This is a genomic window from Salipiger pentaromativorans (assembly GCF_024721115.1).
GTDB classification, from domain to species: domain Bacteria; phylum Pseudomonadota; class Alphaproteobacteria; order Rhodobacterales; family Rhodobacteraceae; genus Salipiger; species Salipiger pentaromativorans.
Map to the genome: position 1 here is coordinate 150284 of NZ_JAMDHK010000003.1, position 20714 is coordinate 170997.

Annotated in this window: 16 protein-coding genes; 12 read left to right on the plus strand and 4 right to left on the minus strand. The window is 66.9% G+C overall.

The genetic code is table 11. The features are described from left to right. Positions 1–456: 456 nt before the first annotated feature. From M4578_RS06670 to M4578_RS06720, 11 genes are all read left to right on the plus strand, one after another. Positions 457–2052, plus strand: a complete 1596-nt coding sequence (locus M4578_RS06670; protein WP_258092683.1) for an ABC transporter substrate-binding protein — start codon at positions 457–459, stop codon at positions 2050–2052. A 104-nt stretch (positions 2053–2156) separates the two neighbouring features. Further along, the gene (locus M4578_RS06675; RefSeq protein WP_258092684.1) at positions 2157–3746 is read left to right on the plus strand and encodes an ABC transporter substrate-binding protein; all 1590 of its coding nucleotides are present in this window, start codon (positions 2157–2159) and stop codon (positions 3744–3746) included. Between the two features lie 102 nt (positions 3747–3848). Continuing rightward, the gene (locus M4578_RS06680) at positions 3849–5204 is read left to right on the plus strand and encodes a dihydroorotase (protein WP_258092967.1); all 1356 of its coding nucleotides are present in this window, start codon (positions 3849–3851) and stop codon (positions 5202–5204) included. Between the two features lie 126 nt (positions 5205–5330). Continuing rightward, on the plus strand, positions 5331–6248 hold the full coding sequence (locus M4578_RS06685; RefSeq protein WP_258092685.1) for a carbon-nitrogen hydrolase family protein: 918 nt from the start codon (positions 5331–5333) through the stop codon (positions 6246–6248). Between the two features lie 11 nt (positions 6249–6259). Further along, positions 6260–7264 carry an LLM class flavin-dependent oxidoreductase gene (locus tag M4578_RS06690; protein WP_258092686.1) on the plus strand — a complete coding sequence of 335 codons (1005 nt, stop codon included), beginning with the start codon at positions 6260–6262 and terminating at the stop codon, positions 7262–7264. 9 nt (positions 7265–7273) lie between these two features. Next, positions 7274–7921 carry an NADPH-dependent F420 reductase gene (gene npdG / locus M4578_RS06695; RefSeq protein WP_258092687.1) on the plus strand — a complete coding sequence of 216 codons (648 nt, stop codon included), beginning with the start codon at positions 7274–7276 and terminating at the stop codon, positions 7919–7921. A 134-nt stretch (positions 7922–8055) separates the two neighbouring features. Continuing rightward, positions 8056–8808, plus strand: a complete 753-nt coding sequence (cofE, locus tag M4578_RS06700) for a coenzyme F420-0:L-glutamate ligase (protein ID WP_258092688.1) — start codon at positions 8056–8058, stop codon at positions 8806–8808. Continuing rightward, positions 8805–9749: a 2-phospho-L-lactate transferase gene (gene cofD, locus M4578_RS06705; RefSeq protein ID WP_258092689.1), complete on the plus strand. Its 945-nt coding sequence runs from the start codon at positions 8805–8807 to the stop codon at positions 9747–9749. The genes cofE and cofD overlap by 4 nt, the downstream gene beginning before the upstream one ends. Then, positions 9746–10453 (plus strand): 2-phospho-L-lactate guanylyltransferase, encoded by a 708-nt coding sequence (gene cofC, locus M4578_RS06710; RefSeq protein WP_258092690.1) that lies wholly within the window; start codon positions 9746–9748, stop codon positions 10451–10453. The genes cofD and cofC overlap by 4 nt, the downstream gene beginning before the upstream one ends. Beyond that, positions 10410–12773 (plus strand): 5-amino-6-(D-ribitylamino)uracil--L-tyrosine 4-hydroxyphenyl transferase CofH, encoded by a 2364-nt coding sequence (cofH, locus tag M4578_RS06715; RefSeq protein WP_258092691.1) that lies wholly within the window; start codon positions 10410–10412, stop codon positions 12771–12773. Before cofC ends, cofH begins: the two co-directional genes overlap by 44 nt. A 72-nt stretch (positions 12774–12845) precedes the next feature. Beyond that, entirely contained in the window at positions 12846–13742 is an 897-nt protein-coding gene (locus M4578_RS06720; protein ID WP_258092692.1) for a MurR/RpiR family transcriptional regulator, read from the plus strand. 28 nt (positions 13743–13770) lie between these two features. Here the strand turns inward: M4578_RS06720 and acuI are convergent, their stop codons facing one another. The 4 genes from acuI to M4578_RS06740 all read right to left on the minus strand — a co-directional run bounded on the left by acuI (position 13771) and on the right by M4578_RS06740 (position 19082). Next, positions 13771–14754, minus strand: coding sequence for an acrylyl-CoA reductase (NADPH) (gene acuI, locus M4578_RS06725; RefSeq protein WP_258092693.1), 984 nt, complete (start codon positions 14752–14754; stop codon positions 13771–13773). A gap of 31 nt (positions 14755–14785) precedes the next feature. Continuing rightward, positions 14786–16390 carry a GMC family oxidoreductase gene (locus M4578_RS06730; protein ID WP_258092694.1) on the minus strand — a complete coding sequence of 535 codons (1605 nt, stop codon included), beginning with the start codon at positions 16388–16390 and terminating at the stop codon, positions 14786–14788. A 64-nt stretch (positions 16391–16454) separates the two neighbouring features. Continuing rightward, on the minus strand, positions 16455–17627 hold the full coding sequence (locus tag M4578_RS06735; RefSeq protein WP_258092695.1) for a pyridoxal phosphate-dependent aminotransferase: 1173 nt from the start codon (positions 17625–17627) through the stop codon (positions 16455–16457). Positions 17628–17678: 51 nt separating this feature from the next. Next, complete coding sequence (locus M4578_RS06740; RefSeq protein WP_258092696.1) at positions 17679–19082, minus strand: MmgE/PrpD family protein; 1404 nt, start codon at positions 19080–19082, stop codon at positions 17679–17681. A gap of 239 nt (positions 19083–19321) precedes the next feature. Between M4578_RS06740 and M4578_RS06745 the strand changes: the two genes are divergently transcribed. Then, on the plus strand, positions 19322–20704 hold the full coding sequence (locus M4578_RS06745) for an aminotransferase-like domain-containing protein (protein WP_258092697.1): 1383 nt from the start codon (positions 19322–19324) through the stop codon (positions 20702–20704). Positions 20705–20714: the final 10 nt, after the last annotated feature.

Genomic DNA, 20714 nt, shown 5'->3' on the forward strand with positions numbered 1-20714 from the left:
GTCCGCCCTATCCGCCCCCCGGAGTGGATCAAAGAATCGGTCATTGTTCCCACCGATCAAGACAGTCCCTCGCCGGATGCCGCCGGAAACGGCAGCAAAGCGCACAAGTTTTAAGCTGCGGGGCAAGCCGTCCCTCGGCCCTGCCGGCAGACAACCCGCGACCGGCGCGGCATCACGGGAATTGCCGCCCCGGCGCAACCCGCCTCCGGGCCCCGATTCTTGCAGGATTTCGGGCTGCATGGCACCTTTTACCCCCTGAATTGACCGTATTGTATTTATTGTTTGTCATACACATTCTGAGATAAAGCCCCCAAACGGTCAATCAATAATTCCCATTTTGTCTTGATTGAACGCAAATTGTGTGCAGGAATTCTTCAGAAGGCGCCCCAAGAGCGCCCCGCCGCGCGCTTCTGCGACGCAGAATATCCGCTCACCAACCGGGAATCGATACAACCAATGATGACAATACCTCGCAAACTGACAACCGGACTGCTCCTGGCCGGCGCCACCGCCCTCACACCGGTCGCGAGCCTTGCCGAAACCCTCACCTGGTCCACCGCGGGCGATTTCTCGACCCTGGACCCGCACGCACAAAGCAGCACGATCAACAACCTCGTGCTCGGTCAGATCTACGAGCCGCTGGTCTCGCGCGACAACGACCTCAAGCTGCTTCCCGCACTCGCCACCTCCTGGGCGCCGCTCAGCGACACCGAGTGGGAGTTCAAGCTCCGCGAGGGCGTGACCTTCCACGACGGCGCCACGTTCGACGCCGACGACGCGATCTTCTCGATCGAACGCGCCAAGTCCCCGACCTCGGATTACAAGGTGGCGGTACAATCCATCGACCATGTCGAAAAGATCGACGATTACACCATCAAGATCGTTACAAACGCCCCCTCGCCCACGCTCCCGGACTGGCTGACCACGATCTTCATGGTCGATCAGGGCTGGGCCGAAGCCAATGACGTGGTCGCCCCGCAGGATCTCAAGGCCGGTGTCGAGAACTACGCCGCGCGCAACGAAAACGGCACCGGTCCGTTCATCGTGACCGAGCGTATCCCCGATGTCCAGACGGTCATGCAGGCGGCGCCGGACTACTGGGACCGCGCCAATTTCGCCGAGGGCTACGACACGCTGGTCCACAAGCCGGTGAAATCCGCCCCGACCCGCGTCGCCGGTCTGATCTCGGGCGAGATCGACCTGGTGCTCGACCCGCCGATGCAGGATTTCGCGCGCATCGAGGCCGATCCGAACCTCAAGATCACCAAGGCGCTCGAAGTCCGCACGCTGTTCTTCGGATTCGACGTCAAGAGCGACACGCTGCGTTATGGCAGCGGCGTCGAGGACAACCCGTTCCAGGACCGCCGCGTCCGCCAGGCCGTCTATCAGGCGATCAACGCCGAAGGCATCCAGCGCCAGATCATGCGCGGCAACTCGGTGCTGGCGGGCTCGATCTACCCGCCCAAGACCAACGGCTATACTCAGGCGCTGGACGACGACCGCCTGTCCTATGACGTCGAGGCGGCCAAGGCGCTGATGACCGAGGCGGGCTATGCGGACGGGTTCACCGTCACGCTCGATTGCACCAACAACTACTATGTGAACGACGAGGCGATCTGCCAGGCGCTGGTGCCGATGCTCGCGCAGATCGGCATCACCGTTCAGCCCAACCTGCGGCCCTCGGGCCAGGCCTTTGGCGGGATGCTCAAGCGCGAGACCAGCTTCTTCCTGCTGGGCTTCGGCGTGCCGACGCTCGATGCGGAATATCTCTTCCGCTATCTGCTACACACACCCGACGGCAGCCTCGGCACCTGGAACTTCACCGAATATTCCAACCCCGAGATCGACGATCTGATTGCCAAGGTCGGTGTCACCATCGACCCCGAGACGCGCAACGCGATGATGGCCGAGATCATCCAGCGCACCACCGACGAGTACATCTATGTGCCGCTGCATCACCAGATGCTCGCCTGGGCCATGGCCAAGGATGTCGAGATGGAACCGCGCTCGGACAGCAAGCCCCAGTTCAAATACGCCAAGCCGGCCAAGTGATCCGGCCCCGCCCCTTCCGCCAATCCGGCGGGAGGGGCCCACGGGCAGAACACCCGCGGTCACAAGCGGTCTGCCACAGCCTCGAACAACAGGGACAGAATGATATGCGACTTTCCGGAAAAACCCGCCTCGCCCTTTCGGCCGCCCTCGCCCTTGCGCTGACCGGCCCCGCCTATGCCCAGACCAGCCTCACCTGGTCCACCGGCGCCGACCTGATCACGCTCGACCCGCATGCCGCCAGCGTCGGCATCAACAATACCGGTCTCGGCCAGATCTACGAGCCGCTCATCACCCGCGATCAGGATCTGAAACTGACCCCCGCGCTCGCCACCGAATGGAAGAGCCTCGACGACACCACCTGGGAATTCAAGCTGCGCGAGGGCGTGAGTTTCCACGACGGCAGCCCCTTCACCGCCGAGGACGCGGCCTTTTCGATCAACCGCGCCAAGGCGCCGACCTCGGATTACAAGGTCGCCGTGGCCGCGGTCTCCGAGGTCGAGATTCTCGACGACTACACCATTCACATCAAGACCGCCGAACCCGCCCCCACGCTGCCCGACTGGCTGACCACGATCTTCGTGATGGACAGCGGCTGGGCCGAAACAAACGACGTGCTGCAACCGCAGGACTTCAAGGGCGGTGACGAGAACTATGCCGCGCGGCACGCCAACGGCACCGGTCCCTTCCTGGTGACCGAACGCATCCCCGGCGTGCGCACCGCGATGGATGCGTTCGAGGGCTACTGGGACCGCGAGCATTTCCCGCTCACCTATACCCAGCTCATCCATATCCCCATCGCCTCGGCCCCGACCCGCGTCGCGGGCCTGATCTCGGGCGAGCTCGACATCGTGCTCGACCCGCCGCTTCAGGATCTGGCGCGGATCGAGGCCGACCCGGCCCTGAAGGTCGAGACCGGCAACGAGATCCGCTCGATCTTCTTCGGCTTCGACGTCGAAAGCCCCACCCTGCGCTTCGGCTCCGGCACCGAGACCAACCCGTTCCTCGATCCGCGCGTGCGCCGCGCGGTCTATTTGGCGATCAATTCCGACGGCATCCAGCGCCAGATCATGCGCGGACTCTCGACCCCGGTGGGTACGCTGTTCTCGCCGCGGCTGAACGGCCATAACCCGGCCTTTGTCGAGCGTCTGGCCACCGACCCCGAGGCCGCCAAGGCGCTGATGGCCGAGGCTGGCTATGCGGACGGCTTCAAGGTCCGGCTCGACTGCACCAACAACCGCTACGTCAACGACGAGGCGATCTGCCAGGCGGTGGTGCCGATGCTGGCCCGGATCGGCATCGAGGTCGAGCTGAACTCGCGCCCCGCCACCCAGGCCTTCCCGGACATGCTGAACCGGAACACCAGCTTCTTCATGCTGGGCTTCGACGCGCCGACCATGGATGCGGAATACATCTTCCGCTACATCCTGCACACGCCCGACGGCACGCTCGGCACCTGGAACTTCGGCAATTACTCGAACCCCGAGGTCGACACCCTGCTGGGCGGAATCGCCACCGAGCTCGACCTCGACAAGCGGCGCGAGATGATGGCCAGGGTGATCGAGATCACCCGCGACGAAACCGTCTATGTGCCGCTGCACCTTCAGGGCCTTGCCTGGGCCATGAAGAAAAGCGTCGCCCTCAGCGTGCGCTCCGACAACAAACCGCAATTCAAATACGCCCATCCCGCCGAATGATTTCGGCGGGTGCGCCGGGCCGTTTCTTGCTCTCACCCCGGCCCGGCGCATCGTTTCAAGACCCCGGGAAACCGGTCATCAGGAGGTTTGACCTTGTTCGATATGATCCTGCGCAACGGCATCGTGGTGGACCCGCTCGACGGCGCCCGTCCAGCCGATCTGGCGATCAGCAACGGCGTGATTGCCGCAATCCTGCAACCCGGCAGCGAGGCCGCATCGCGCAGGCAGATCGACGTCAGCGGGAAATACCTGTTCCCCGGAATCATCGAACCGCATACCCATATCGGCTTTCTCAACGATTTCGATGCCGATGTGACCAGCGAAAGCGCCTCGGCCGCGATCGGCGGGGTGACCACCGTCTTCAGCTTCCACCGCCATTACAAAAGCGCCGAGCCGAAACCCTATGACGATCTGCCCGAGCTGATCGGCGCCATCGACGCCGGCGCCCATGTGGACATGGCGCTGCATCTGGGGATGCTGACCGAGGACCAGACCGGCGAGATCGAGAAATACATCGACCAGGGCGTCAGCTCGTTCAAGTTCTACATGGCCTATCGCGGCGAGGACGGCAAAACCGTCGGCATGATCAACGACATCGACGACGGTGTCATGTTCGATGCCTTCACCACCCTGGGCCGCTTCGATCACGCGGTGGCCTGCGTGCATTGCGAGAACACCGAAATCATCGGCCGCCGGGTGCGCGCCGCCAAGGCCGCGGGCCGCGCCGACCTGGCCGCCTGGAACGCCGCCCGCCCCTCTTTTGCCGAGGCGGAACATGTGCGCCGCGCGGGCTATTTTGCCGAAGAGGCGGGGTGTAATCTCTATTACGTGCACATCGGCGCGCAGAAGAGCGTCGACGAGGCGATTCTGCAAAAGGCCCGCTACGACCGCATCACCATCGAGACCTGCCCGCATTACCTGACGCTGACCGAAACCTCGGCCCTGGGCCCCATGGCCAAGGTGAACCCGCCGGTGCGCGCCCAGGCCGATCAGGACCGGATCTGGGAGACCGTGCTTTCGGGCGAGATCGAGACCATCGGCACCGATCACTGCGCCATGCCCCGGACCCGCAAGGCGGGCGACATCTGGCAGGCCTCGCCCGGTTTCCCCGGCATGGCGACCATGCTGCCGGTGATGCTGCACCACGGGCATCACAAGCGCGGGATGGGGCTGCAAGAGATCGCCAAGGCGCTGTCCTACAACGCCGCCAAAGCCTTTAACCTGCTGCCGCGCAAGGGCGCGCTCCAGGTCGGCTTCGATGCCGACATCGCCGTGGTCGATCTGGAGATGGAACAGACCGTGACCCCCGAGGCGCTTGGCTCGAGCGCCGATTTCTCGCTCCAGGAAGGCGAGGTGCTCAAGGGCTGGCCGGTCATGACGCTGCTGCGCGGCAAGCTGGTGGCCGAGGGCGGCCGGGTTGTCGGCTCGGCCGGCGACGGCGCCTATCTCGCCCGGTGACAATCGGGGCAAAGGATTCATAATTTTCATTCTTGACAATAAATGGAACAAGATGTTCCATCCCTCACAGCTCGCGCGCCGTCCCGTCTTCGGAACGCCCCGCAAAACCAGAAGGACCCCCACAAGATGACGACCGACCCCAAGAAGAAACTGTCCGTGCTGACGATCCAGTGCGGCGCCGTCGACCCCGATCCGGTCAAGAACGTGCCCGTGCTCATCGACTTCCTGCGCGAAGCGACCAAGGATCAGGTGCCCGATTTCGTCGTGTTCACCGAGCTGGCGACCACGCAGTATTTCTGCGGTTTCAACGATCCGAAATGGTTCGACGTGGCGGAACCCATCGACGGCCAGGCGGTCACCGCCTTCCGCGAAGAGGCCAAGCGCCTGGGCTGCCATATCCTGCTGCCCTTCTACGAGAAGTCGAAGGTCAAGGGCGAGTTCTTCAACTCGCTGGCGGTCATCGGCCCCGATGGCGAGCTGATCCCCGGCACCCTGCCCGACGGCCGTCAGGTCTCGGTCTACCGCAAGAACCACATCCCCGACCAATACAGCTACAGCCCGGGCCTGAACGAGCGCTATTACTTCAAGGGCGGCCCCGGCCTGCCGGTCTTTGACACGGTGCACGGCAAGATCGGCTGCCTGATCTGCTACGAGCGCTCCTTCCCCGAAGCCTGGCGGGTGCTGGCGATCCACGGCGCGCAAATCATCTTCGTGCCGACCGCCGCCTGGGGTCCGAACCGTGCCGAAAGCTGGGGCTTCGAGCTGCGCACCGCCGCCGTGCAGAACGGCGTCTTCGTGGTCGCGCCCAACAAGGGCGGCGTCGAGGTCACCGAGGGCGAGCGCAACTTCTACGGCCGCTCCACCGTGTTCAGCCCGATGGGCGAGCTGCTTGCCGAAGGCCCCGAGCGCGAAGGCCCCGCCCCGGTCTGGGCGGAACTCGACATGGAAGACGTCTATCGCCACGGCAAGCGCTACACCTTCTTCCGCGACCGCCGTCCCGAGCTTTACACCTCGCTCGGCGACACCTGGCGCAACGTGTACTGAGGAGCCCTGTCATGAGAGTCGGAGTCTTCCTTGGCACCCAGCACCCGGCTGGCGCGGATATGCGCCAGATGTTCGAAAACCACGTCAAACAGACCTGGGCCGTCCGCGATGGCGGTTATGACGGGATCTGGCTGGCCCAGCATTACCTGACCTACCCCGACCAGTTCTTCCAGCCGAACCCGCTTCTGGCGCGTCTGGCGGCGGAAAGCGGTGATCTGACCATCGGCACGAACATCCTGGTTCTGCCGCTGCACAATATCATCGACCTGGCCGAGCAATATGCCACGATCGACATCATCACCGGCGGCAAGCTGGTGCTGGGCGTCGCGCTCGGCTATCGGGACGAAGAGTATAACGCCTTCGGAATCAACCGGAAAACCCGGGCCAAGCGCTTTGACGAACAGCTCGACGCGCTGCGCCTGCTGTGGTCCGAGGACAACGCCACCTATCACGGCGATCACATCAACTTCGAGAATATCTCGATCCGTCCGCAGCCGCTGCAACGCCCCAACCCCGAGATCTGGGTCGGCGCCGCCGCCGATCCGGCGATCAAGCGCGCCGCCCGCAAGGGCGACAACTGGATCGCCACCTCGGTGACCACCGCCTCGGCGATGAAGCCGCAGGTCGAGCTTTACCACAAGACCCGCGAAGAGGCCGGCAAGCCCAAGGCCGACGGGTTTGCGAAATGCGTGGAGCTGTTCGTCGCCGAGACCAAGGAAAAGGCGCTGGAACTGGGCGGACCCTACATCGCCGAGAAATACCGCGCCTATTATTCCTGGGGCATGGGCAAGAACGTGCCCGGCGAATCCGGCGAGGGGCTCGACATCGCCGAGCTGATCAAGGACCGCTTCATCGTCGGCAGCCCCGAGGATTGCATCCGCGAATGCCTCGAACAGCGCGACACGCTGGGGGTCTCGGATCTGCTCGTGCGGATGAACTTCCCCGGCATGCCCATCGACCTGTCGCTGAAGACGCTCAAGCTCTTCGCCGACGAAGTCCTGCCGCATATCCGCTGAGGCAGCACGATGAGCGACAAACCCAAAATCGCCATCATCGGCGGCACCGGCGCACTTGGCGCCGGGATCGCCGGGCGGCTGGCGCGCGCGGGCTATCCGGTGGTGATCGGCTCGCGCGATGCGGCCAAGGCCGGCGCCGCGGCGCTGGAGATCGGCGACGGCGTGACCGGCAGCGATTATGCCGGTGCGGCCTCCGCAGCGGAAATCGTCATCCTGGCGGTGCCGTGGTCGGTGCACGAGGCGACGCTGGCCGATCTGGCGCCGGTGCTCAAGGGCCGTATCCTGGTGGATGCGGTGGTGCCTCTGGTGCCGCCCAAGGTGTCGGTCGTGCAGCTTCCCGAAGGCGGCTCGGCGGCGCAGATCGCGCAGGACACGCTGGGCGACGAGGTGCGCGTTGTCGGCGCGTTCCACAATATCGGCGCGGCGAAACTCGCCGGCGAGGGCGATCTGGGCTGTGATGTGCTGGTGTCGGGCAACGACAAGGAGGCCAAGGCGACGGTGATCGCGCTGTGCGAGGTACTCGGATCGCGCGGGATCGACTGCGGCCCGATCCAGAACGCGGCGGCGGCCGAGGCGATGACCTCGCTGCTGATCGGCATCAACCGCCGCTACAAGGCGAGCGCTGCCGGAATCCGCATCACCGGGATCGACAAGTGACGGCGGGGCCGGCCGCCCCGCCCGCTTCCGCCGTGACAGCACCGGCCCATGCAGTAAGCTCGGCCCCGGCCGCGCATGGGCCGGACAGAACAACGGAAGCAGAGGCAGCAGCGATGGCCGGCAGGTCGCAACGATTGGAAATCACGGCACTCGAGGGATTGCCGCTCTTTCACCCCGGCGACGATCTCGCCGCCGAGCTGAGCGCCGCGCTCAGACGCCAGAACCTCGTCCCGCAGGACGAAGATGTGATTGTTCTGGCACAGAAAATCATCTCCAAGACCGAAAACCGCTATCTCCGCCTGGACGAGATCACCCCAAGCGCCGAGGCGCTCGCGCTGGCCGAGACCGTCCAGAAAGACCCCCGGCTGGTCGCGGCGGTGCTGTCGGAAACCCGCCGGGTGGTGCGCGCGGTGCCGCATGTGCTGATCGTCGAGCACAAGCTCGGCCATGTCATGGCCAACGCGGGCATCGACCAGTCCAATGTGGACCACGACGGCGGCGAGCGGCTGCTGCTCCTGCCGGTGGATCCGGACGGCTCGGCGGCGGCGCTGAAGGCACGGCTCGACGCCGCGTTCGGGGTCTCGATGGGCGTGGTGATCAACGACAGTTTCGGGCGCCCCTGGCGCAACGGTGTCACCGGCGTGGCGCTGGGAGTGGCCGGGTTGCCCGCGCTGCACGATATGGTCGGCGCGACCGATCTTTTCGGGCGCGAGATGCGCGTGACGCAGGTGGCGCAGGCCGACGAGATCGCCGCCGCTGCCTCGCTGATGATGGGCCAGGGCGCCGAAGGCCGCCCCGCGGTGCTGCTGCGCGGCTTGTCTCTGGACGGCCCCGCCACGGGCACGGAGGCGCTGATCCGCCCGGCGGCCCAGGATCTTTTCCGATGAGCGGCCCCCGCAAGATCGTGGCGCTTTCGGGCGGCGTGGGCGGCGCCAAGCTCGCCTTCGGGCTCGACCGCGCGCTGCCCGCCGGAGCGCTGAGCGTCATCGTCAATACCGGCGACGATTTCACCCATCTCGGCCTGCCGATCTCGCCCGACATCGACACGCTGCTCTACACGCTTTCGGGGCTCAACGACACGCGGCGCGGCTGGGGCCGGGCGGGCGAGAGCTGGGCCTTCATGGAAACGCTGCGAGAGCTGGGCGGCGAGGACTGGTTCCAGCTCGGCGACCGCGATCTGGCGCTGCATGTGCTGCGCGGCGCAATGCTGGCATCGGGACAGGATCTGACGCAGGTGACGGCGGCGCTGGCCGCGCGGATGGGCATCGCGGCCAAGGTTCTGCCGATGTCCGACGCGCCTTCGCCCACCCTGGTCGAGACCCCGGACGGGGCGCTGGAATTCCAGCGCTACTTCGTCGAACAGCGCTGCGCGCCGGTGGTGACCGGGCTGCGCCACGGCGCTGCCGCCCCCTCCCCCGCCGTGCTGGCGGCGTTGGCCGATCCCGCGCTCGCCGGCATCGTGATCTGCCCGTCGAACCCCTGGCTTTCGATCGACCCGATCCTTGCCCTGCCCGGCCTGTCCGAAGCGCTACGCGCCAGCAGTGCGCCGGTGGTTGCGGTCTCGCCGCTGGTCGGTGGCCAGGCGGTGAAGGGCCCCACCGCCAAGATCATGGCCGAGCTGGGCCTGCCGGTGACCAACGCCTCCATCGCCGCGCATTATGCCGGGCTGATCGACGGGCTGGTGATCGACCGCGCCGATGCCGGCGATGCCGGCGCGCTGCCGCTGCCCGTCGCCGTGGAAGAGACGCTGATGACCGACGATGCCCGCAAGATCGCGCTGGCCGGGCGCGTGCTGGGCTTTCTCGACACATTGCGAGAGGGCGCATGACCCTTCAGGCGGTGATCCCGGTCAAGCGCTTCGAGGCGGCAAAAAGCCGCCTCTCAGGCCATCTCCTGCCGCAGCAGCGCGCGGCGCTGGCCGAGGCGATGTTCCGCGACGTGCTGGGCACCGCGCAAGCGGCGGGGATCTTTACCCGCATCGCGGTGGTCACCGCCTGTCCGAAGGCCGGCGCCATCGCCCGCGCCGCCGGGGCGCAGGCGATCCCCGATCCCCGCGGCGCCGCCGGCACCAATGCGGCGGTGACGGCGGCGCTGGACGCCCTGCCCCGGCATGGCGGCACCATGATCCTTCAGGCCGACCTGCCGCTTCTGGCGCCCGACGACCTGCGCCGCATCGCCCGCGCCCATGGCGCCGGCCAGGGCGTCACGCTGGTGCCCGCGCTCGACGGCGGCACCACCATCCTCGCGCTCGCCGCGCCCGCGCCGATCCGCCCGGCCTTTGGCCCGCAGAGCTTTGCCCGCCACATCGCCGCCGCCCGCGCCGCCGGGATCGAACCGCAGCTTCTGGCCCCGCGCAACGCGCTTTGCGACCTCGACCGCCCCGCCGATCTGGCGCTGCTCGCCGCCTGCCGGCCGCAAAGCCACAGCGCGCAGCTTGCCCGGCAGCTCGGGCGCGCCGCCCCCACGACACTGCAAGACGGAGAAAGACATGCTGAACGCCTCGCTGACACCGGACTCCTATCTTTCTCCTGAGGCCGCGCTCGCGCTCGCCGGAGAGACCGATCTCGCCGGGCTGATCCGCCTGGCCGGACAGCGCCGCGATCTCGCCCATCGCGATGTCGTCTCTTATTCGCGCAAGGTGTTCATCCCGCTCACCCAGCTTTGCCGCGACGTCTGCGGCTACTGCACCTTCGCCAAGACCCCGCGCAAGCTGGAACAGGCGTTTCTCAGCTTCGACCAGATCCGCGAGATCGCCCGCGCGGGCGTCGCCGCCGGCTGCCGCGAGGCGCTCTTTACGCTCGGCGACAAGCCCGAGCTGCGCTACCGCATCGCGGCGGAAGAGCTGGCGCGCATGGGCTATGACAGCACGCTCGACTACCTGCGCGCCGCTGCCGAGATGGTGTTCCGCGAATTCGGCCTGCTGCCGCATGTGAATCCCGGGCTGATGAGCCGCAGCGACATGACGGCGCTGCGGCAGGTTTCGGCCTCGCAGGGGATCATGCTGGAAAGCGTCTCGCCCCGGCTGATGCAGCGCGGCGGCGCGCATTTCGGCGCCCCCGACAAGGACCCCGAGCTGCGGCTGGCCACCATCCGGCTGGCGGGCGAACTGCAAATCCCCTTCACCACCGGCATCCTCTCGGGCATCGGCGAGACGCGCGAAGAGCGCATCCGCTCGCTGCTGGCGCTGCGCGCGCTGCACGAGGAATACGGCCATATCCAGGAGATCATCGTCCAGAACTTCCAGCCCAAGCCGGGCACGCGCATGGCCGCGACCGCGCCGCAGCCGCTGGAAGATCATCTCTGGACCATTGCCGTGGCCCGGCTGATCTTTGCCCCGGAAATGTCGATCCAGGCGCCGCCCAACCTCAGCGCCGAGGCGATGCCCGCGCTGATCGACGCCGGCATCAACGACTGGGGCGGCGTGTCGCCGGTCACCCCGGACCATGTGAACCCCGAAAAGCCCTGGCCGCATCTCGAAGTGCTGGCCCGGCGCACCGAGGAATGCGGCAAGGTGCTGGTCGAGCGGCTGGCGCTCTACCCGTCCTACGCGCTCGACCGGCAGCGCTGGGTGGACCCCGGCCTGCAACCCTCGGTCATCCGCAGCATCGACATGGAGGGCTATGCCCGCACAGACGCCTGGTCGCCGGGGCGCAACGAGGATTTCCCCATCACCCCCTCGCCGGTCGCCAGCGCGCTGCGCCGCTCGCCCGAGATCGCGGCGATCCTCGCCCGCGCACAGCAGGGCGAGACCCTGAGCGAAGCGCAGGTGGTGCGGCTCTTCCAGGCGCGGGGCGGCGATTTCGAGGCGGTGCTCGAGGCCGCCAACGCGCTGCGGCAGGAGGTGAACGGCGAGCGTGTCGGCTATGTCATCACCCGCAATATCAACTACACCAACATCTGCTCCTACCGCTGCAAGTTCTGCGCCTTCTCCAAGGGCAAGACCCATGAGGCGCTGCGCGGCAAGCCCTATAACCTGTCGCTGGACGAGATCGCCGAGCGCACCCGCGACGCCGCCCGCCGGGGCGCCACCGAGGTATGTATGCAGGGCGGGATCCACCCCGACTACACCGGCGAAACATATTTGCAGATCGTGCGCAGCGTGAAAGCGGCGGTGCCGGGTATGCATGTGCACGCGCTGTCGCCGCTGGAAGTGTGGCAGGGCGCGCAGACGCTGGGCATCTCGCTGGAGGAATTCCTGGTCGAGCTGTCCCGCGCCGGGCTCAGCAGCCTGCCGGGCACCGCCGCCGAGATCCTCGACGACGAGGTCCGGCGCGAGCTTTGCGCCGACAAGCTCACCACCGCGCAATGGTTCGAGGTGGTCGATACCGCGCACCGCGTCGGGCTGAAGACCACCGCCACGATCATGTTCGGCCATATGGAACGGCTGGAGCACTGGGCGCGCCACCTGCTGCGGCTGCGGGCGCAGCAAGAGAAGACCGGCGGCTTCACCGAGCTGGTCCCCCTGCCCTTCGTGCATATGGAGGCGCCGATCTACCTCAAGGGCGGCGCGCGGCGCGGGCCTTCGGCGCGCGAGGCGCTGCTGATGCATGCGGTGGGACGGCTGGCGCTGCACCCGGTGATCCCCAATATCCAGGCGTCCTGGGTCAAGATGGGGCTCGACGGCCTGTCCGCCTGCCTGCGCGCGGGCGCCAACGATCTGGGCGGCTCGCTGATGGAAGAGACCATCTCGCGCGCGGCCGGGGCCGCGCACGGGCAGGAGGTCACCGCGATGCAATTCGAGGAACTGGGCCGCCGCAACGACCGGCAGCCCTACCAGCGCACCACAACCTATGGCGAGGCCCGCGGATCGAACGCCGGGCCGCGCACACCCGACTTGCTCGGCCTGTCGTGAAATGACATAAACTGCCGTCCCGGACGGGCCTTGGCCCGCCCGGACAGGCATGACGAAGGGAGAGTCTGCCCATTGACCGAAAAACCGTCCGAACGCCCCGAGGAAACCGCTGAAGAGATCCTCGACCGGTTGATCCGCGCCAGCACCGAGCTCAGCCCGCAGCGCAAGAAAGCCGCGAAATATCTCATCGACCATCCCGACGAGATCGCCGTGGTGCCGCTACGCCAGCTTGCCGCCAATGCCGGGGTGAAGGCCAGCACGCTGGTCCGGGTCGCAGCCGCCATCGGCTATACCAGTTTCTCGCAGTTGCGCCTGCCGTTCCGCGCCCAGCTCCGGATCGGCGAGGACTATATCTCGGAACGCGCACAGAAGCTCGAAAGCCAGGGACGGCAGGGCGGCAAGCTCTATGCCGGCATGGCACAGGCGGCGATGACCAATCTCGAATTGCTGTTCTCGCAGGACCTGACGCCGCAACTGACCGAGGTCGCGCGCAAGATGGTCGCCGCCCGGCGCGTCGTCGTGACGGCGGTGGGCAGCGGCTACGCGCTGGCGCATCAGTTCTGCTATGTGGGCCGCATGGCGCTGCCCAACCTCTCGCTGACGCCGCAGATCGGCGGGCTGCCGGTGGACGATCTGCTCGACGTGGGCCCGCGCGACGTGGTGCTGCTGCTGAGCTTTCAGCCCTACCGGCGCGAAACCATCGACGCCGCCAATCTCGCGCGCGAACGCGGCGCCACGGTGGTGGCGATCACCGACAGCCGCACCTCGCCCATCGCGCTGCCCGCCGACACGGTCTTTGTGGTGCCCACCGACACGCCGCAGTTCTTCCCCTCGATGTCCGCCGTGCTGTCGCTGCTGGAAACGCTGGTGGCGCTGATCGTCACCCAGGGCGGCAAGAAGGCGGTGACCAATATCAACACCTTCAACCAGACCCGGCGCGATTTCAGCATCTGGTGGCACGAGGACTGACACCGCCCGCCGCACCCCGGCGCGGGTCTCAGATCTCGACGACCACACGGCCACGGACCTTGCCGTCGAGGATCTCCTGCCCCTGCCCGACGATCTCGTCGAGCGGAACCGTCTTGATCATGCCCGACAGCAGCGCCGGGTCGAGATCGCTGGCCAGCCGTGCCCAGGCCGCTTCGCGGCGGGCGCGGGGCGCCATGACCGAGTCGATGCCGTAAAGCGTGATGCCGCGCAGGATGAAGGGCGCGACCGAGCTGGGCAGGTCCATGCCGCCCGCAAGCCCGCAGGCCGCCACCGCGCCGCCATAGCGCGTCATCGACAGCGCATTGGCCAGCGTGGTGGAGCCCACGCAATCGACCGCCGCGATCCAGCGCTCCTTGCCCAGCGGGCGCACCTTGCCCGACAGATCGTCGCGGGCGATGATCTCGCTGGCGCCCAGCCCCTCGAGATAGGCCGCCTCCGAGGCGCGCCCGGTGGAGGCGATCACCTCCCAGCCCGCCTTGGCCAGCAGAGCCACCGCCACCGAGCCCACGCCACCGGCGGCACCGGTGACCAGCACCGGCCCCATATCCGGGGTCAGCCCGTGTTTCTCCAGCGCCAGCACGCAGAGCATCGCGGTATAGCCCGCCGTGCCGATGGCCATGGCCGTCTCGGGCGCCATGCCCTCGGGCAGCGCGATCAGCCAGTCGCCGGGCACGCGGGCCTTTTCCGCATAGCCGCCCAGATGCGTCTCGCCCACACCCCAGCCGTTCAGCACCACCGCATCGCCGGGTTTGAACCCGTCATGCGACGAGCTTTCCACCACGCCGGCGAAGTCGATCCCCGGGATCATCGGAAAGCGCCGCACAACCGGAGCCGCGCCGGTCAGCGCCAGCCCGTCCTTGTAGTTCAGCGTCGAATGGCTGACGCGCACGGTCACGTCGCCCGCCATCAGATCGGCTTCGTCGAAGGGTTTGAGCGCGACGCTCTGACCCGCGTCGGTCTTTTCGATGACCACGGCCCTGAAACCTGTCATGGCATGTCCTTTCCGGTTGCCCCGAAGCCTTTCAGCCGTCGGGATTGGCAATGAAATCGGCCACCCGCTCGCCGATCATCATGACCGGCGCATGGGTGTTGTTCGAGGTGATGAAGGGCATGATCGAGGCATCCGCCACCGACAGCCCCTCGAGCCCGTGCACCCGCAGCTTCGCGTCCACCACCGCCTCGGGGCCCGTGCCCATCTTGCAGGTGCCGGAGGGGTGGAACACCGTATCGGCCTTGGCGCGCACATAGGCGTCGATGGCCGCGTCGCTCTCGACCTCCGGCCCCGGCGCCAGCTCGGCGCCGCGAAAGCCGTCGAAGGCGGGCTGGGCAAAGATCTCGCGCAGGCGCCGCACGCTGTCGCGGGCGCGGCGCACGTCCTCGGGCGCGGTCAGATAATGCGATTCCAGCCTGGGCGGCACCGAGGGATCGGCGCTGCGCAGGGTCATGCGGCCGCGGCTTTCCGGGCGCATGACAAAGATGTTGGAAAAGAACCCGTGCCCCACGGTCCGGCCCGAGCCGTTGAAGAAGGGCAGCCGCAGCGCCGCCGCCGACAGCCCCGGCAGGAACTGCGCCTGAAGGTCGGGTTCGGGCTCTTCGGGGCGGCTCTTGATATAGGCGCCCGCTTCCAGCGGAAAGCTGGTGGCGGGGCCGGTCTTGAACAGCATGGCCTGCGCGCCGGCGAGAAAGGCGCGGTCCATGCGCACGAGGTTGTGCAGGGTGATCGGCTGGGTGCATGCGTGTTCGACGCGGATCAGCAGGTGATCCTGAAGGTTCTCGCCCACCCCCGGCAGATCGTGCTGCACCGCGATGCCCAGCGACGACAGATGGTCGGCGGGCCCGATGCCCGAATGCATGAGCAGCATGGGCGAATTGATCGCCCCGGCGGACAGCACCACCCGCGGCGCCGAGATCCGTTCCAGCGTCCGCCCCCGGCGCAGCTCGACCCCGGTGGCGCGCCCTTTCTCCAGCACCAGACGGGTGACCTGGGCGCGGGTGAGAATGGTGAGATTGGCGGGCGGCTTTTGCAGCAGCGCCCGGCCGGTGCTCCAGCGCTCGCCATGGGCGATGTTGAAGTGGAACCGGCCCACACCATAGAAATCGCGGTTGAAATCGTCGGTCACCGGCCAGCCGGCCTGACGCCCCGCCTCGACGAAGACATCGAAAAGCGGGTTGCTGGGCTCCGACTGGCTCACCGGCACCTTGCCGCAGGGGGTGAAGGGCGCGTGCGGGGGCACATAGGTGACCGAGCGCTCGAAATAGGGCATCACGCTCTGCCAGTCCCAGCCCGGCAGACCGCTTTCCGCCCAGCGCCGGTAATCGTAGGGGATGCCGCGCACATAGATCATCCCGTTGATCGCCGAGGAGCCCCCCAGCGCCTTGCCGCGCGGCCAGAACACCCGGCGCCCGTCGAGCCCCGGGTCGGGCTCGGTGTGGTAGAACCAGTTGGCGAATTTCTGGCGGAACAGCATCCCCGCCATGATCGGCATCCGGAAGAGCAGGTTGTCGCCGCGCCCGCCCGCCTCGATCAGACAGACCTTGCGGGCCGGATCCTCGGCCAGCCGCGCGGCGGCCACGGCCCCAGCCGAGCCGCCGCCCACGACGATCACGTCATATGTGCTGTTCTGCATCGCCTACCGCTCTTTGAACCGCAAAGGGCCGCCGCGCCCGACCGGGCGCGGCGGTGGTCAGGGATCAGGCCTTGGGCGCCAGCTTGCGCGCCGCCACGACCAGACGCTGGTTCTCTTCCGGCGTCCCGATGCTGGCGCGGATGTAGCGCGGCGAGAAATCGCCCCGGATCAGCACCGCCGCGTCATGGAACACCTTGTCCGAGAACTCTTCGGCGCTCAGCCCGGTGGGCGCGATGTCGAACATCACGTAGTTGCCCTGCGGGTTCGGCGCCACCGGCAGACCCATCGCGTTCAGCTCGTCGATCAGGTACTTGCGCCCCTGCGCGACCATGGCCAGCGTCTTGGCGAGGTGCTCGGTATCCTCGATGGCGGCGATGGCGGCGGCCTGCGCGACGGCGCCGGTCGGCCATTTCGCATTGGCCAGCGCCAGGCATTCGGCCACTTCGGGCAGCGCCACCGCATAGCCCACGCGCATGTTCGCGACCCCGAACGCCTTGGAGCAGGTGCGCGAGAACATGACGTTCTTGTAGGTCTCGGGATCGCTTTTCAGCAGTTCCACGGCGGACTGGCCCGGCATGTCGGCGAATTCGATATAGGCCTCGTCCGACACGATCAGCGCCCCCACCTCGGCGGCGAGCTTCGCGGCCTCGGCAAACACCTCGATCGGGATCATGGTGCTGGTGGGGTTGTTGGGGCGGGTCAGGAAGATGATCTGCGTCGCCGGGGTGATCGCCTTTTTCAGCACCTCGATGTCGAGCAGGAAATCGTCTTCGTTGAGCGGGATCACCTTGGCGGTCCGGCCGTGGATCGTGGCGATCTCGGGATAGACCGTGAAGCCGGGATCGAGCGAGATCACCTCGCCGCCGGGCAGCGAGAAGGCATCGACGATGGCGTGCATCAGGGTCGAGCTGCCCGAGCTCACCACCACCTGATCGGCGCCCACACCCAGATAGGTGCCGATGGTCTTGCGCAGCTCTTCGGCGCTGGGGCTGGGATATTCATGCACCAGCCAGTTCATGTCGGCGATGGCCTGAAGCACCTTGGGCGACGGGCCCAGCGGGTTCTCGTTCGACGAGAGCTTCGCGACCCGGTGCGGCGGCACATTGACCATGCTCGCGGCGGTGGTGCGGGTCAGACCCGGAAGATAGGGGTCGATCTCGCGCGTGAGGCGGCGGCCGCGGCTCAGGTAATCTTCGGAGAGCGCCGGGCTGGCGGTGGTCTTGGTATCAAGCGACATTCGTTCTGCTTTCGTGGGGTTGACGGTGATTTGCGCCCGCATGCAACCGGGCTAGGTGGGGTGGGCAGCCTCTGCGGGGGCGGCCAGCAGGGCGCTGACCTCCCTCACGTCGGATGCACCGGGCAGGGCCAGGACGGCGCGGATCAGATCCTCCGCCCGCGCGCCATAGCCACATTCGGTCAGCACCGAGCGCGCCTTCGCCACGGTCTCGCGGCGCAGCAGATCCGGATCGTCGCGATAGGCCGCGGCCTCCGGATCGCCGCTCGGGCATTCGTTGCGCAGGCTGAGAACGCGGCCGTCGGCGCAGCGGATCTCAAGCTCGGTGATATAGGTTTCGGGGTAGAGGGCGGTGAATTCCGGCGCCTCGATGACCTCCACTTGCGCGGCCAGATCGAGGATCTCGGGACGCTCGATCGCCGCCTGCGTGAAATCGCCCAGCCCGATCTCGCCGGTCCGCAGCGCCACCGAGACCAGATAGGGGATGTTGAACTGCGCATCCACGGTGTTCGGCGTGCGCTTGTGATAGGTCAGCACATCGGTGCGGAACAGCCGGACCGTCACCGCCTCGGGAACCGAGCGGCCAAGCTCCGCATGCGCCTGCCGCGCGAGGTCGATGGCGCCGTGGGAGAAACGGCAGCAGGGATAGGGTTTGATCGCAGTGCCGAGCGCATGGAACCGCGAGCCCAGCCCTTCGGTCAGCAGCGCGCCGTTCACCGGCGCACCGTGCCCCAGCGCCTTGAAGACCCCGTATGCGCCCTCGAACACCGTGGCGGGGCCGGTAAAGCCCTCGCGCGCCAGCAGCGCGGCCAGCACGCCCGATTGCGCGCTGCGCCCCGGGTGCAGACGCTTGATCCAGGACCCGTCCATGCGCCATTCGATCAGCCCCGCCGCCTGCGTGCCGGCGATGCCCATGGCGCGGGCAAAGCCGGTCTCGTCGAGCCCGAGGATCACCGCCGCCGCCGCCGCGGCGCCGAACACGCCGCAGACCGCCGTGGGGTGGAACCCGTTGGCATAAAGCCGGCCCTCATAGGCCATGCCCACGCGGATCGCGACCTCGTAACCCGCGAGCACCGCGCGCAACAGATCGCGCCCCGTGGCGCCTTCGGCCTCGGCCATGGCAAAGGCCGCCGGCACCACCACCGCGCCGGGATGCATGACCGACACGCGATGGTCGTCATCCAGCTCGAGCGCATGCGCCGCCGTCCCGTTCAGAAGCGCGGCATCCGCCGCCGAGGCCGTTGCCGCGGCCCCGTAAACAACAGAGGGACCGGCCCCCGCAGACAGCGCCCGGCGGATCGCCAGGCTCGAGTCCGCCCCGGAGCCGCCCAGCGCCACGGCCAGCGTGTCCAGAACGTAGATCGTCATCGCCTCGGGCCGCGCGTCGGACAGAGACGCAAAGCCCGCTCCGGCAAAATACCCGGCCATCGCCGTCGCCAAAGGCACCGATCCAGACATGTCCCGAACATCCGTCATAATATGCGACTCTTTCGCCCATCATTGTGCTACTTACGTGACCCTATCCAGACAGAAATGTGAGATCAATATCAATATTGTCCCTATTTATTGTATGCATAATCTGTGACAAGCTGCCCTAAAGCGCCCATTCTATTGGTATTCCCGCGAAAATTGTTCTACGAGCTAAGACCACATCCGGTTGTCGCAGCCGGCTCTCCTAATTGTTTGCAAGGTAACGCATGTCAGAAGAGTGGATTCCTCAGCTTCCGGATACGGCCGAACCGATCTACCGGCGCATTGTCGCGGCGATCATGGACGACCTCGCCAGTCAGCGGCTGCAACCGGGGATGCGCCTGCCCACGCACCGCGAACTGGCCGACCGGCTCGGCGTGAATGTGGGGACCGTCACCCGGGCCTATGCGCATGCCCGCAGGCTGGGCCTTCTGACCGGGGAAATCGGGCGCGGCACCTTCATCAGCCCGAGCGCGGCGCAGAACGGCCGCGCCGAAGACGCGCCCAGCGTCATCGACCTGATGATGAACAAGCCGCTCACGCTGGAGAACGGGGCGTTCTTCCGCAAGTCGCTGACACAGATCGCCGAGACCTATTCGGTCACGCAATTCCTCGAATACCCGCCCTCGAACGGCCGCGAGCGGCACCGGCTGGCCGGCGTGAAGATGGCCCAGCTCACCGGGGTGACCGCCAAGCCCGAGCAGATCGTGCTGACCAATGGCGCGCAGCAGGCGCTGCTCGCCGCCGTGTCCGGACTGACCGAGCCCGGCGATCTGATGGCCACCGAAGCGCTGAACTATGCCGGCATCCGCAGGCTCGCGGAATTCCTGCGGCTGCGCATCGCCTCGGTCGAGATCGACGAGAACGGCATGCTGCCCGACAGTTTCGAGCGTCTCTGCAAGGCCGAGAAGATCTCGGTTCTTGTCGTCACACCCTCGATCCACAACCCGACCACGGCGACGCTCGACCTCGAACGCCGCAAGGCACTGGCGCGGATCGCCGGCATCTACGGGGTGCCCATCGTCGAGAACGACGTCTATGGCGCGCTGATCGAAAACCCCGATCCGCCGATCTTCACCATGGCGGAATCGCCCTGCTGGTATGTCTGCGGTTTCTCAAAGACCGTCTCCTCGGGCATCCGGGTCGGATTTGCCGTCTCGTCCTCGGCCGATCGCGTCGGGCGTGGCCTGTCGGCGGTCCATGCCAGCACCTGGACCGTGGCGCCGCTGATGCTCGAGCTGGCCAGCCAGTGGATCCACGACGGCACCGCCGTCCGGCTGATCGCCACCCATCGCGCCGCCACCGCCGAGCGCCAGGCCCTGGCCCGCTCGATCCTGGAGGATGTGCCCTTCCGCTCACATCCCCAAAGCTATCATCTCTGGCTGCCGCTGCCGTCGCGCTGGCGTCCGCATGAATTTGTCGATGCCTGCCTGAAAAACGGCGTCGCGGTCTCTTCGGGTGCGATCTTCCAGACCCATCCGACCTATATGCAGAACGCCGTGCGGGTGAGCCTTGGCGCCGAGCAGGACATCGAGGTGCTGCGCACCGGCCTGACCCGGCTTGCGCAGACGCTGAAATTCTCCCCGGCCCACGAATCCCTGATCATCTGACAGGCACGCG

What these genes read in the sequence shown, in the direction of transcription:
- M4578_RS06670 (WP_258092683.1), top strand. Translation starts at nt 457, where the DNA reads ATGATGACAATACCTCGCAAACTGACAACCGGACTGCTCCTGGCCGGC.
- M4578_RS06675 (WP_258092684.1), top strand. Translation starts at nt 2,157, where the DNA reads ATGCGACTTTCCGGAAAAACCCGCCTCGCCCTTTCGGCCGCCCTCGCC.
- M4578_RS06680 (WP_258092967.1), top strand. Translation starts at nt 3,849, where the DNA reads ATGATCCTGCGCAACGGCATCGTGGTGGACCCGCTCGACGGCGCCCGT.
- M4578_RS06685 (WP_258092685.1), top strand. Translation starts at nt 5,331, where the DNA reads ATGACGACCGACCCCAAGAAGAAACTGTCCGTGCTGACGATCCAGTGC.
- M4578_RS06690 (WP_258092686.1), top strand. Translation starts at nt 6,260, where the DNA reads ATGAGAGTCGGAGTCTTCCTTGGCACCCAGCACCCGGCTGGCGCGGAT.
- npdG (WP_258092687.1), top strand. Translation starts at nt 7,274, where the DNA reads ATGAGCGACAAACCCAAAATCGCCATCATCGGCGGCACCGGCGCACTT.
- cofD (WP_258092689.1), top strand. Translation starts at nt 8,805, where the DNA reads ATGAGCGGCCCCCGCAAGATCGTGGCGCTTTCGGGCGGCGTGGGCGGC.
- cofC (WP_258092690.1), top strand. Translation starts at nt 9,746, where the DNA reads ATGACCCTTCAGGCGGTGATCCCGGTCAAGCGCTTCGAGGCGGCAAAA.
- cofH (WP_258092691.1), top strand. Translation starts at nt 10,410, where the DNA reads ATGCTGAACGCCTCGCTGACACCGGACTCCTATCTTTCTCCTGAGGCC.
- acuI (WP_258092693.1), bottom strand. Translation starts at nt 14,754, where the DNA reads ATGACAGGTTTCAGGGCCGTGGTCATCGAAAAGACCGACGCGGGTCAG.
- M4578_RS06730 (WP_258092694.1), bottom strand. Translation starts at nt 16,390, where the DNA reads ATGCAGAACAGCACATATGACGTGATCGTCGTGGGCGGCGGCTCGGCT.
- M4578_RS06735 (WP_258092695.1), bottom strand. Translation starts at nt 17,627, where the DNA reads ATGTCGCTTGATACCAAGACCACCGCCAGCCCGGCGCTCTCCGAAGAT.
- M4578_RS06740 (WP_258092696.1), bottom strand. Translation starts at nt 19,082, where the DNA reads ATGTCTGGATCGGTGCCTTTGGCGACGGCGATGGCCGGGTATTTTGCC.
- M4578_RS06745 (WP_258092697.1), top strand. Translation starts at nt 19,322, where the DNA reads ATGTCAGAAGAGTGGATTCCTCAGCTTCCGGATACGGCCGAACCGATC.